A 13,032-nucleotide genomic window follows, 5' to 3' on the forward strand; every position below is an offset into this window, starting at 1 on the left:
TATCATTCTATTCTAAATGATAATACAACCACAAATAACCAATGGAAGATAGTAAAAACCCTTCAAATGAAGACCTTCGTTTAGTTGCCTTGAAGGAATTGAATATACTGGATACTCCTCCCGAACAAGACTTTGAAGGTATTGTTACTTTAGCAGTGCAAATTAGCGGTGCTTCTATTGCTATGATTAGCCTCGTGGATTCAACCCGACAATGGTTCAAATCTAAAATTGGAACTGATTTATGTGAAATCTCAAGAAAAGATTCTTTCTGTGAATACATGATTCAAAATGAATCTTTCCTAATCGTTGAAGATACTACTGTAGATGAACGTTTCAAAAATAATCCATTTGTAGTTGGTCCGCCTTATGTTCGTTTCTACCTTGGTGTGCCTATCAGAAACCAACAAGGTTATATTTTGGGTTCTATCTGTATTTTACATACTTCAACTTTAACCTTAAATCAGCAACAAATTAAAAGCTTAGAGATACTCGCTCATCAAGCGGAATCACTTTTCAATAAAAAATCTGATTTAATTTACTCTGAAAAAATCCTTTCAACTTATGCTAATATTACTCAAGATTCAATCATTATCCTTGATTTAGACAAAAAAATCATTAATTCAAATAAAGCCTTTCAAGGAAGAGTTCAGCTACTCTTGGGCAAAAAGTATGAAAAAGGAGTAAGTATCTACGAGTATTCACATCCCTCTACTCATGCTTTTATTGATAAACACTTCTCAAAATCTGTACTTGGTGAAGACATCGTTGATGAATTGTTCATACCATTTTCTACGATAAGCAATTGGTACAAAGTACGTTTCATTCCTTTCAGAGATTCTCAAAATAATATTCAAGGAGTTGTTATCACACTTCTGAATATTACTGACCAGAAAAATTATGAAAAAGAACTGCTATCATTAAACAATGAACTCAACTTTCATTACACTAATTCGCCTTTAGCGGTGATAAAATGGGATAGTGATTTAATCATAAAAAGTTGGTCGGGACAAGCAGAAGTAATTTTTGGATGGAAAGCCTCTGAGATTGTAGAAAAATCTTTTTATGAAGTCAACTTGATTCCTGAAAGTGATTTTGACCGTGTGAAGCTTTACGCCAAACAGATGCTCAGTGGAACGGTTAGTAGGTTAACATCCAAAAATAAAAATATTACAAAATCAGGTGAAATCATTTATTGCAATTGGCATAATTCAATTTTGATGGATGAAAATGGAAAAGTAATTTCTATTTTATCCTTGGTTGAAAACGTTACTGATGTCATCAATGTCACCAAAGCATTAGAAATAAAAACCAACAATTACGAAGCACTCATTAACAGTACAAATGATATAATTTGGAGTATCGATACAAATTATCGTTTAATGACAGCAAACAACGCTTTTCATCAAAATCTATTTGCTGATACAGGAAAGCAATACCGTATGGGCGATTCTGTCTTCAAGGAAAGCTTACCTGAATCTATGTCAATTTTCTGGAAAGAAATTTATGATAGAATTTTTCTTGGCGAAAGCTTTGTTACAAACGTTGACCTACCGTATAAGAAAGCTCAAACGCCAAACACTCTTTTTGAAATAAATGCCAATCCAATTTTCAAGAATAATGTTATTGTAGGTGCTGCTTTGTCTTTGAGCGATGTTTCTGAAAAAAGAATTGCAGAACAAAAACTTTCGGAATCGGAAGCGAATCTTCAAGCTATTTTTGAAACGACCGATACTGGCTATATTCTTATCAATAAAAGTTTAGAAGTATTATCATTCAATAAAATTGCTAACGATATTTCTTCTCAGAACTTTTTTAACGCTGATAAGATACCTAAAAATGGCACACCAATCTTAGATTACTTCCCTGCCGAAAGAAGACCCATCTTACAAAGAATGATGATGGAAGTATTGAATGGTAAGAGAATAGAATACGAAATTTCTTTCCCTCAACCTAACAATACTACCAATTGGTATTTTGTAAGGTTATACCCAATTCTGAACAAAAAAAATCAGAATTACGGTTTGATAATGGCTTTATCAGATATTACTGAACGTAAGCTAGCCAATGAACAACTGAAACAAAGCGAAATGATGTTTAGCGATTTAGCTAAAAACTCTCCAGGTATTGTTTTCCAATTTTGTGTTGAAGCCGACGGCTCTTCGTATTTCTCTTACATCAGTGATAAAGGTAAAAATGCTTTTGGGTTTCCGGTAAATGACAAGAATTGGCAACAAAATGGCAGAATTAATCAAAGGGAAAGAAATGCTTTTTTAGAATCTATCAATCAAGCAATTATACACAAAAAAGATTGGAACTATGAAGGCGAAGTAGAAACAAAAGATGGAAGAAGAAAGTGGTTTCAAGGCTTAGCAAGTCCAACAATTAAAGATGGTAAAATTATTTATAACGGTATTTCTTTGGATGTTACCGAACGAAAAATGGCGGAAGAAGACCGTAAAAATTTGAGAAAACTAGAAATCTCGTTAGCAAAGGAAAAAGAAATCAACAACTTAAAATCAAGATTTATTTCGTTGACCTCGCATGAATTCAGAACACCCATTACGGCTATCGTAACCAGTTCTGATTTACTAGATTTTTACTCAAAACAAATTGATAATCAAGATTTGAAACACAAAATTAAAGACTATATCAATAAAATTTTGTTTCAAACCAACAGGCTAGACGCTATGTTGAAGGATATTTTGATGATTGAAAAAACTGCTGATGGCAAAATATTTGTAAAACCACAACCGATTAATCTCCATAAATTCTTGCACGACCTCAACGAACAGTATTACGTTGATAGAAAAGACAAAAGAAAGTTAAAGCTATTATTACCTGAAAGAGTCAGAGAAATCATAACTGACCCTTCGTTACTAAGTCATGTGGTTAGTAATTTAGTTAATAATGCTTTCAAATATTCACATGAAGCTCAAGACCCTGAATTAAGGGTTGAATATCATGCTGATTTTTACAGTATTAAAGTCACAGATTATGGCATTGGTATTCCTCTGGAAGAACAAGAACATTTATTTGAAACATTTTTTAGAGCAAACAATGTGCTAAATATTGAGGGAACGGGACTTGGCTTAACAATTACAAAAGAATTTACTCAAAAACTAGGTGGAAATTTGAGTTTTATCAGTAAGCCATTAGAAGGAAGCTCTTTTACAGTCAGCTTACCTTATAATTCATAAATTATTTCAATTCAATGATGCAGGGATTTTCAGAACTACTTCAAAAATATTGTTATGAGTATTTACTTCTAAACTTCCTTTTTGTCTTTCAACCCACTCTTTTATAATATACAAGCCCAAACCTGAGCCATTCATATCTTTAGAATAATGCGCCTGATAAAATGGTTTTATCATACTGGTATTCATTGTATAAGTACCTTTGTAATGATTTTTAATAGTCAAAACTATCATTTCATTATCGAAGTAATTATTCGAAGTAATTTCAAATTTAGAATCTGAATATTGAATTACATTTTGTAATAATTCGGTAATCATTTGATCAAGCGAATCACGGTTGAAATCAAATAAGTAAAACGCATCACCTTGAATATTAAAATCAAACTGGTTAGTTGTACTATTTTTCAAAAAACTAAAAATACTTCTCTGTAACTCAGCAACATTTAATCTAGATTTACTTGTATTTCCCCAAGGATTAATTCCATTCACTAATTGGTTGTGCCACAGCAATTTGCGAGTCACTCGCAACATTCTTTGTCCAGAAATCTGAATTGCTTTTACGATAGTACTTGCATCAGCTAAATCATTCTGACTAATCATTTCTTCAAGAAGTGTCCCGAAATTAATAATACCATTCAGAGGAGTTAGATATTCATGTGTAGAAATCTTGTAAAAAACGTCAATAGCATTTTTTCTAGTTTCAATTTCAGCATTTACTTTTTTTACAGAACTTATTTCTATTCTGGCTTGAATGGTTTCAATTAAATCTTTAGAACTATAAGGTTTTGTTAAAAAATCGTCAGCACCCAGGTTCATGCCTTTTCTTTTATCTGTCATATCCGCTAGACCTGAAAGAAAAATAAAAGGTAGATTGATAAAACCTTTTTCTTGCCTGATAATTCTAAGTACATCAAAACCATCCATAGAATCTAGCATTATATCACAAACAACTAAGTCTGGATTAATCTCTTCAATCAATAAAATACCTTCTTTAGTACTATTGGCTACAAAGCATTCATAACCATTTAAAGTTAGTATTAAACTGGTATTTTCTGCAAGAAGCAAATCATCTTCTATGAGTACTATCCTAGACATATTTTAATTGTTTTATTGGTAGATTATTCAATATTTTACCTATCTCGGGCTTAAGCTTTTATTCTTTTATGAAATGTCGATACTGTAATGCTAATGGTGACAATACTTCAAAATTGTCTATTAAAAATAAGCAATTTATCTCCATTATACTATTTATGACATCGCTTTTAAAATATTTATTCTTTAACTCAAAACTTGAAAGCATTGCATTTTCTACTAATTGTAATTGAGATTTCTAAACTCCATACAAAAACACAATTTAATACAAAAAAATATCTTTAAAGTTAAATTTAAAGATTAATATCTAAATAAATCTATTATCTCTAAAAAGAAAATCCCTTCCTTTATTTCTAAGTGAAGGGATTTGTTTATTTTTTGGTATTTAGCGAATCAAACTACAGCTTTAAAATATTCATTTGCCTCTAAAATTGCTTCGTAAAGTAGTTCTTTCCCTACTGGTTTTGGAAGGTATTTTAGAATTTCCGCATGCGGTGCGTTCTTTCTAAAGATGGTATAATCTGATGCTGAAACTACGATTACTAATATTTTTTTATCTTTAAACTCTAAGTAATGATTAGCCAAATACTCTAAAAACTCATAGCCATCCATTACAGGCATATTCAAATCCAGCAAGACAACAATTTTATCATGAGTTGTTTCTTTAAGAAACTCAACAGCTTCTTGACCATCAGTAGCTTCAGCAAATGGGATTTCATAAGTCTGTAGGTACTTTCGCATCAAAAAACGATTGAGGTGCTCATCGTCAACAATTAAAGTTATGGCGTTATTAAACATATTTTTATGTGCTAGTTCGCTATCGAATGCTAGTTTGGGTTAATGATTTATTATAAAAACAATTTTGATACATTTAGCCTTGTTATCTTCAAGGAACTTCATGTTATAAAGTTAAGTGCTTTTAGATAAACAGAATTAGGATTTTTGAAAGTAGGAAAACTAACAATAATCATATTATTTTTTTGTTTACTGAACGAATAGTTTATTCTATTATCGTTTTCCAAAATCATTTCCTACAAAAACAACCCACAATCATCATTCCATTTTTTTAAAAATCAGAAAAATTGTTTTATCTACCTAAAAAACAAACTCTTTTATCCTGATTTTTAATAATTATCAGCATAAAAGCTTTCTTTTCAATATAAAACAAAAATAACATTTGTTAATTCAAAAGCTACTTTTCATTGATAATTCTTTCTGATTATTTCATCATTTTGATGATGAAAATCTCTAAAGCCAAGAAAAGTAAAGCTGCAATAATAAAATATTTCCAAAGTGCCACCCCAAAATTCTGTTCTTTAAAAGTACTTACAAAATCAGTATCATCTACTTTATCAAAAACTTGAATATTTTTCTTGGCACTCAAAAGGTTTTTCAATTCAGATACACTATAAAAATCCATCATAGATTCCTTGTGGTCGTGATTGAATGCCAATACTTTTTGTACTTTCCCGTCTAAAAGCAATTCGTAATATCCAGATTCCAGCAATTGGTTTTCATTTAATTGATTCGCTTTGGGCAATTCAATCGTTAACACATTTCCTACTAAATGTTGTAAGGGAATAAATTCCATTTTGTTACGCCTTAAAGTAAAAATTGGTTGGCGAGCATTTTCTACAGTTTTTACTTCATCCAAAACAACTGAAATTGTATTTGATTCAAAGGAGAATGCTGTTTGTTCTTGTGCTACGCTCTGTGCTGCAATTTTATACATAATGGGTACAAACAGAGCATTTCTGGCAAATTCGCCAAACTGAACATCCAAGGGTGCGCCTAACAGATATACTCGTCCATTAGCAACTGTCGAAACCGTTAAAAAAGGCTGATTATTCCTGAAATTCAATAGTTTTTCGCCCACAGCTTGCCAAGTAATTATAGCATTCTGGTTGGGCATTTGTATCATTTCTTTTTGTGTAGAATTATCAAAAATATCTACAAAAAATGATGACGATTTCACTGGTTCAGCTAATGGTGTTACTTCTGAAGTAATTGATTTTTTTTCCTGAATATTTCTTATATTAAATACACCAAGGAAGTCATTATAACTTTTTAAATCAGGATCTTGATTCGGAATGAGCATCAAACTTCCTCCTGATTTCACAAAATCATTTAAAGCCAATTTCATCGACCCTTCAATAATTGATAGTCCTTCTAAAATAATAAAATCTACTGTTTTAAAAAGTCCAACGTCAACGTTTGAAGCCGCATAATTCCTGTAAGCGAAAACACTATCGTTCGCAAAAACCGCAGGCAAATATTTACCAGCAGTATTTTGTCCTGACAAATGCAATACCTTAATTTTGGGTGCTACATTCAACACAAAGAAATAATCGTTGTCAAAAGTAATAGGCGTATCATCAAACGAAATATTTGCTTTTTTAAAGCCTTTCCCTTGAATATTAAAAGAGAAAGTACCCACCGTTGAAGATTTAGCAGGAATTGTAGCAATCGTTGACGAAACCTGAACACCATCAATCAATAATTTTACTGGTAAATTTTCAACGGCTGTTTCGCCTGTGTTAAATAACTTGACCGACAATTGATTCACCTGCATTTCACGCACAAAAGGAGTATTCAACCAAACAGAATCAACAAAAACGTTTTGAATTGCTTTCGACTGAACAGGCACTAAAAAAAGCCTATCAGTTGAATCTAAAGTAAGTTTAGATAAATTTCCTGCGGTAGATTTCTGAAAATCTGAAAACCATATATACTGATTTCCACCTTGTGAATTATGCTTAGAAGCTAAATTTTTCTGACGATTTAATACTTGTTCTAAAGTTCGTGGACTATGCGTAAACTTGATGGAAGTTGTGCGTTCTTTAATCTGCTGAGTATTACCTACGGCATGCTCATCGGCAGAAAAATCATTGGTAATTAATTGTAATTGAGAACCTTGTGGGAATGAAAGTAAAAGTTCCTCTACTTTATTGATAGCTTTATCAAGATATGTTTTTTTATCCAATTCATTCTGCATCGACAATGAATTATCAATATATAAACTACTTATGCCGCCTATTTTTATGCCAACACCAGTTTTAGATGGGAAAAAAGGTTGTGCAAAAGCCAGCACTAAAGCAATGATAAAAGCCATTCGTGCAGCCATAATCAATAAGTGCTTTAGCCTACGAAATGAAGACGTCGTTGTGTTAACAGCCCGCAGAAAAGCAACATTTGTAAAATATACTTTCTTGGTTCTTCTAAAATTAAAGAGGTGAATAATTAAGGGAATTGCAGCGGCTAAAAGTCCCCAAAGGAAAAATGGATATAGAAATTGCATGAAATATCTCTTCGTTTTTGTTCAAGTACTGATAAAATCATAAATACTTGAAATTTCATTAATGTATAAAACTACAAAAAAAAGCCATCATTGATTAAATCAACGATGGCTAATTCAAGATTTGTATATCAATCTGCTTTTGAAAAACAGAAAATCAAAAGATTGGTTAAATTCTAACGAGATATTTCAAGAATTTCAAATTCTAATTTACCAGCAGGCGCTTGAATCTCAGCAATATCTCCCACTGATTTTCCGAACAATCCTTTTCCAAATGGAGATGAATTAGAGATTTTACCAGCTTTCAAATCAGCTTCTTCTTCCGACACGATGGTATAAACTACTTCCATCCCATTTTTCTTATTCTTGATTTTTACTTTTGATAAAATCGAAACTTTCGAAGTATCTATATTTGTTTCGTTCAAAACACGAGCATTGGCAACGATTTCTTCCATTTTAGAAATCTTCAATTCCAATAAACCTTGTGCATCTTTTGCGGCATCGTATTCAGCATTTTCACTTAAATCTCCTTTATCACGAGCCTCCGCAATTTGCTTAGCCATATCCGAACGACCTTGCAATTTTAAATATTGCAATTCTGATTTTAACTCCTCTAATTTCTCAGCAGTATAATACTGTACTTTTCCCATTGTCTTTATTTTTTACAGAAATGATCAAGTAAATTGTTGAAAATCATAGTCAAAACTGCTATAATCTTGTATTACCACAATTTACACTCAGCACTTCTTTGAGTTGATACAAAAAAAATTACTGACATCGCTGCCAGCAAGTGAAATTCCTATTCTAAAAATATTTACTCAAACTCTTTACAAACAAAAAGAACGGCTTTCGACCGTTCTACAAGATTTTTTATGACCTTTGCAGAAATTTCGAAGCTATTGAATGATGCTTGTTTGAGTCTTTCGTTGCATATTTTACTGAATTGAGTTAGCAAAGATAGTAAAACAGATTTCGAATTCAAAGAGAAATTTCAAATTGTGTTTTTTTTAGAAAATTTATATTGAATTCACGAAGACATCAATTACGAGCGTTGAGTAATAAGTACTAATAAATCTTAATTCACCGTAATTTCGTAGTAAGAAATATCATTAAAAAAACAAAATCAGCCTTCTCAATCTAGCGTTTACGCTGATAAAACATATATCAATCTAATGAAAATAATCTTTATGGGTACTCCCGACTTTGCGGTTGAGAGTTTGAAAGTTTTAGTTGAAAATAACTGTAATGTAGTAGCGGTAATCACTGCACCAGATAAACCGATTGGTCGTGGCTTAAAAATCGGAATGTCAGCCGTAAAAGAGTATGTTTTAGCCAACGCTCCGCATATTCCCATTTTACAGCCTGAGAAATTAAAGAATCCTGAATTTTTAGAAGAACTAAAAAGTTATGAAGCCGACCTACAAATTGTTGTTGCTTTCAGAATGTTGCCAGAAGTAGTTTGGAATATGCCCAAATTAGGCACTTTTAATCTACATGGCTCACTTTTACCACAATACCGTGGAGCGGCACCAATCAACTGGGCAATTATCAATGGCGAAAAAGAAACGGGTGTTACTACTTTTTTCTTAAAACATGAAATTGATACTGGTTCAATCATTTTTCAAGAAAGAGAAGCGATTGCTGAAACTGATAATGTGGGTGATGTATATGTTCGATTGATGCACATTGGAGCTAAACTGGTATTAAAAACAGTAAGAGCCATTGAAGCTGGCGAATATCCGCAAGAACCACAAGTAGAATCTGATGAGATAAAACACGCTCCGAAAATTTTCAAAGAAACTTGTGAAATTGACTGGACAAAATCTACCAAATCAGTCTATGATTTTATTCGTGGGCTTTCTCCATATCCTGCCGCTTGGACTACTTTAAACGGAAAAGTTTGTAAAATCTATCGTACTGCCAAAGTAACAGATGAAAATGTTCAATTTGATGAAGCCTTTAAAAGTGATGGCAAAAAATATTTATACTTCAGATGTTTAGACGGCTATTTAGCCATTGAAGAATTACAATTAGAAGGCAAAAAGCGTATGGGAATTGAGGAGTTTTTGAGAGGATATAGATTGTAGTACTAGACTTTGGGACTTTATGATTAAAGACTTTAGGAATTTGGATTCAGGGAAACATGAGTAATTCAGAATTTTCTAACAATAATAGCAAGTGTTAAATAAAGTAGCCTAACTATTAACTTCTATCATTATGGCTAAATACATCTTCATTCTTCTATTTACTACAAGTTGTTCACTTTTTACTGGAGTGAATACCGTAACAACAACGATTGATGCGACAAAAGATACCACCTTTTTTTTGAATGGAAAAGGAGGTGGTCCATCTATTATTTTTGATATTAATGGGTATTTGAGTGATAGCACTTTGATAGAAATTGCATATCACGAAAGTAAAGACAATCCAAATACTAATCTAACGTTGACAATACCTTTAAATGCTGGAAAGGTGCATTTGAAAGATGTTAGAAGAGATTTTTATGGAGCACATGCAAAGATTAGCTTCAAACACCTTGAAAATAAAAAAGGGAAACTAAAAATTAGTGCAAGTATGTTTTAAATCATAAGACCTATTCTTTAAAGGCAGAAGAGCGATTTATAAAAAACCGCTCTTCTGGTTTCTCTAGTAAAACATTCTCTATCACCGATTCTCCAACTTATACCACTGTATATTTTTCAACAATTCTCTTCTATTCAAAATTTTCTGAGAAGCCATTTTTGGGGAATAATACTTTTCTAAATAATCTAGTACTACTTTTTCTGATTCTCCTAAATCCCATAATTTATGGTTTTTCTGCATCCACCTGATTTTATCTTTCCAGCCTTCACGAGTAAAACGATGTTGCTGAATCAATTTGGTATTATGGCAAGCTGTACATTGTGCCTTTATCATCATCAAATTTGTATCGTTGATTAATCCAGTTTCTGAATCAATTGTCAACGAATCAGAGAGCTTTGAGTGCTGAGTTTGGAGTGTTGATTGAGGAGTTGCGTAATTGATTTCTCGTGATTGCTTGAAGGCAAGTAAACTCATCAATATCGTTCCGACAAATAAATATATGTTGATAACTTTCATCTCGATGTTGGTTTATACGACTTTCACCGCAATTCTGTGACAAGCATTATTCAAATATCCACCCGGATTCCACTGTGGAATTACCATTGGTTGCGTAATTCCTTTGCTATCGGTTGCTTTTACCCATATTTCAAAATAACCTTTTTGTGAAAAATCTAAAGCCAAAGACCAATGTTGCCAAGCCAAACGATTTTTAGGAGCTTCCAAATTACATTTCTTCCAAGTAACACCATAATCCAGCGAAAGCGATACTTCTTTTACTTCCAAATCACCCGCCCAAGCATGTCCACGCAAGGTTACTTTTTTGCCAGCATCAATTACTGCTCCCGTTTTAGGAAAAGTAATCAAAGATTTCACAGGCATGGCTTCGATAATTTTGAAATTTTCGGGCGTTTCTGCTAATTTCTCTCCCGGTTCAATTGGATGAATAGGTACTCTATAACTATGACCGCTCATTTTTTCGCCGTCATGTTCTTTATTTCTGACCACAATTTTATCTAACCATTTTCCCGAAACTGAAGCAGCCCAACCGCCAATTACCAAACGAAGCGGGAAACCATGTTCCAAAGGAATATCTTTTCCATTCACTGCCCAAGCAATAAGCGTTTCATCTTCCAAGGCTTTTTTAATGGGTACTCCTCTTGAAATCACTGATTTATTGGGCATTCTGCTCAAATGAATATCTTTCCCATAATATCCGATGTAAACGGCATCTTCTTTCAAACCAACGTCAGCTAAAATATCTTTCAACCGAACACCTGTCCACTCTGCACAACTTACTGCTCCTTGTTCCCACTGATTTCCAGAAGTTTGTGGAAAATAGCCCGAACGTCCATTTCCTCCACATTCTAAAGTGAGTTGATAAGTATATTGTTTGAATTTCTCCTTTAACTCTTTGAGTTTATATGTTTTTGAAGTTTTGACAGATTCACCGCCGATGGTTAAAGTCCAAGTATTAATATCAATATTAGCTTCTGGAATCAATCCATTATTACGGATAAACATTTTTTCCACTGGCGTTACTTTATCATCTAATAAATGTGGCGGTGTTTCAACGTTCCAAGGTTTATCCGAAAGAATTATTAACTCTTTATTTTTCCAATCGGGCAAAGCACCTTCTGCAAGTGTTAAATTTGAGGAAGCGTTTTGAGAAAAAGTGACCTTTGGAAGGAGTAATCCCAACAAAGTGGAATAAGTACTTTTCTTTAAAAAATCTCTTCTGTCTTGAATCATTTTTTTTATTGTTAATTTGTCTTTGAATAAATTATGATTTAAAATCGACATCCTTAGTAAATCTGGCGATTTGATTCTTCAAACAATTTGATTTATTTTGATATATTTAAAGCAATATATTCTGTAAAAATAGTATTTCTGTCTGCTTTAGCAGATTAGACCTTTCAAATCAAACCTTTTAAAATGAAAATTTACAAAACTAAACAAGGAATTATCGTAGAATCGGCTGAAAAATTTTATTTATCCGCTGAAAGTAATTGGGATATTTATGTAAATCGTGATGATTTATATGAACAAGTAAGTAAAGAAATTGCCGCACTTTCAAGTATTGAATGGGCTGGCAATGACATCCTTGCCCCTATCAGTCAGCAAGAAATCTGGGCATCTGGCGTAACTTACATGCGTAGTCGTGAAGCCAGAATTGAGGAATCAAAAGATGCTGGTGGTGGCGATTTTTATGCTAGAGTATATGATGCAGAACGCCCAGAGATTTTCTTTAAATCGTCTGCAAGTCGTTGTGTAGGCACAAATGATTTTGTGCGTATTCGTAAAGATTCAGCTTGGAATATTCCAGAACCAGAACTGACTCTTTTCGCTACTTCAAACGGCAAAATTGTAGGTTATACTGCTGGAAACGACATGAGTTCGAGAGATATTGAAGGTGAAAATCCATTGTACTTACCTCAAGCCAAAAGCTACGACAAAGCCGCTGCTATTGGACCATGTTTGTATGTAACGGATGGCGAAATCAGTCCTGATACTTTAATTTCGCTAGAGATTTTAAGAGATAATATTTCACAATTTCAGGGAAGTATTGCCATCAATCGCATGAAGCGTAAACATGATGAATTGATTTCATTCTTGTTCAGAGAGATGTCTTTCCCTCATGGAGCTTATTTAATGACAGGAACGGGCGTTGTTCCCCCAAATGAGTTTACTTTAGTGGTTGGCGATGTAATAAATATTTCTATTGAAGGGATTGGGACACTTACTAATACTGTAGGCTTCCCTTGAAAATTGTTTTTCGATATTGCTTTACGATAAAATCCACTCATGTTCTGGGTGGATTTTTGCTTTCATCTGAGGTGCTTTATTTAAAAAATACAATTTTGTTTGATT

Annotated in this window: 10 protein-coding genes; 4 read left to right on the plus strand and 6 right to left on the minus strand. The window is 32.9% G+C overall.

What is annotated here, in order from left to right:
* The first annotated feature begins 41 nt into the window (after positions 1 to 41).
* Positions 42 to 3,197: a PAS domain S-box protein gene (locus VB776_RS17925; protein ID WP_323698249.1), complete on the plus strand. Its 3,156-nt coding sequence runs from the start codon at positions 42 to 44 to the stop codon at positions 3,195 to 3,197.
* Between the two features lie 6 nt (positions 3,198 to 3,203).
* On the opposite strand, the gene VB776_RS17930 is transcribed toward VB776_RS17925, so the two are convergent.
* From VB776_RS17930 to greA, 4 genes are all read right to left on the minus strand, one after another.
* Positions 3,204 to 4,289, minus strand: a complete 1,086-nt coding sequence (locus VB776_RS17930; protein ID WP_323698250.1) for a hybrid sensor histidine kinase/response regulator — start codon at positions 4,287 to 4,289, stop codon at positions 3,204 to 3,206.
* 390 nt (positions 4,290 to 4,679) lie between these two features.
* Entirely contained in the window at positions 4,680 to 5,084 is a 405-nt protein-coding gene (locus tag VB776_RS17935) for a response regulator (RefSeq protein WP_323698251.1), read from the minus strand.
* A 421-nt stretch (positions 5,085 to 5,505) separates the two neighbouring features.
* A complete protein-coding gene (locus VB776_RS17940) occupies positions 5,506 to 7,584 on the minus strand; it encodes a vWA domain-containing protein (RefSeq protein ID WP_323698252.1) in 2,079 nt (692 codons plus the stop codon).
* A 173-nt stretch (positions 7,585 to 7,757) separates the two neighbouring features.
* Positions 7,758 to 8,231: a transcription elongation factor GreA gene (greA, locus tag VB776_RS17945; protein WP_323698253.1), complete on the minus strand. Its 474-nt coding sequence runs from the start codon at positions 8,229 to 8,231 to the stop codon at positions 7,758 to 7,760.
* 522 nt (positions 8,232 to 8,753) lie between these two features.
* Here greA and fmt point away from each other — a divergent pair.
* Positions 8,754 to 9,668: a methionyl-tRNA formyltransferase gene (gene fmt, locus VB776_RS17950; RefSeq protein ID WP_323698254.1), complete on the plus strand. Its 915-nt coding sequence runs from the start codon at positions 8,754 to 8,756 to the stop codon at positions 9,666 to 9,668.
* Between the two features lie 130 nt (positions 9,669 to 9,798).
* A complete protein-coding gene (locus VB776_RS17955; protein WP_323698255.1) occupies positions 9,799 to 10,164 on the plus strand; it encodes a hypothetical protein in 366 nt (121 codons plus the stop codon).
* An 81-nt stretch (positions 10,165 to 10,245) separates the two neighbouring features.
* On the opposite strand, the gene VB776_RS17960 is transcribed toward VB776_RS17955, so the two are convergent.
* Together VB776_RS17960 and VB776_RS17965 are read right to left on the minus strand one after the other, a co-directional pair.
* The gene (locus tag VB776_RS17960; RefSeq protein ID WP_323698256.1) at positions 10,246 to 10,680 is read right to left on the minus strand and encodes a hypothetical protein; all 435 of its coding nucleotides are present in this window, start codon (positions 10,678 to 10,680) and stop codon (positions 10,246 to 10,248) included.
* Between the two features lie 12 nt (positions 10,681 to 10,692).
* Positions 10,693 to 11,913 (minus strand): sulfite oxidase, encoded by a 1,221-nt coding sequence (locus VB776_RS17965; RefSeq protein WP_407653846.1) that lies wholly within the window; start codon positions 11,911 to 11,913, stop codon positions 10,693 to 10,695.
* 183 nt (positions 11,914 to 12,096) lie between these two features.
* Between VB776_RS17965 and VB776_RS17970 the strand changes: the two genes are divergently transcribed.
* The gene (locus VB776_RS17970) at positions 12,097 to 12,927 is read left to right on the plus strand and encodes a fumarylacetoacetate hydrolase family protein (protein ID WP_323698257.1); all 831 of its coding nucleotides are present in this window, start codon (positions 12,097 to 12,099) and stop codon (positions 12,925 to 12,927) included.
* Positions 12,928 to 13,032: the final 105 nt, after the last annotated feature.

Source organism: Arcicella gelida (assembly GCF_034931025.1).
Lineage (GTDB): Bacteria > Bacteroidota > Bacteroidia > Cytophagales > Spirosomataceae > Arcicella > Arcicella gelida.

What these genes read in the sequence shown, in the direction of transcription:
- fmt (WP_323698254.1), top strand. Translation starts at nt 8,754, where the DNA reads ATGAAAATAATCTTTATGGGTACTCCCGACTTTGCGGTTGAGAGTTTG.
- greA (WP_323698253.1), bottom strand. Translation starts at nt 8,231, where the DNA reads ATGGGAAAAGTACAGTATTATACTGCTGAGAAATTAGAGGAGTTAAAA.
- VB776_RS17925 (WP_323698249.1), top strand. Translation starts at nt 42, where the DNA reads ATGGAAGATAGTAAAAACCCTTCAAATGAAGACCTTCGTTTAGTTGCC.
- VB776_RS17960 (WP_323698256.1), bottom strand. Translation starts at nt 10,680, where the DNA reads ATGAAAGTTATCAACATATATTTATTTGTCGGAACGATATTGATGAGT.
- VB776_RS17955 (WP_323698255.1), top strand. Translation starts at nt 9,799, where the DNA reads ATGGCTAAATACATCTTCATTCTTCTATTTACTACAAGTTGTTCACTT.
- VB776_RS17930 (WP_323698250.1), bottom strand. Translation starts at nt 4,289, where the DNA reads ATGTCTAGGATAGTACTCATAGAAGATGATTTGCTTCTTGCAGAAAAT.
- VB776_RS17965 (WP_407653846.1), bottom strand. Translation starts at nt 11,913, where the DNA reads ATGATTCAAGACAGAAGAGATTTTTTAAAGAAAAGTACTTATTCCACT.
- VB776_RS17940 (WP_323698252.1), bottom strand. Translation starts at nt 7,584, where the DNA reads ATGCAATTTCTATATCCATTTTTCCTTTGGGGACTTTTAGCCGCTGCA.
- VB776_RS17935 (WP_323698251.1), bottom strand. Translation starts at nt 5,084, where the DNA reads ATGTTTAATAACGCCATAACTTTAATTGTTGACGATGAGCACCTCAAT.
- VB776_RS17970 (WP_323698257.1), top strand. Translation starts at nt 12,097, where the DNA reads ATGAAAATTTACAAAACTAAACAAGGAATTATCGTAGAATCGGCTGAA.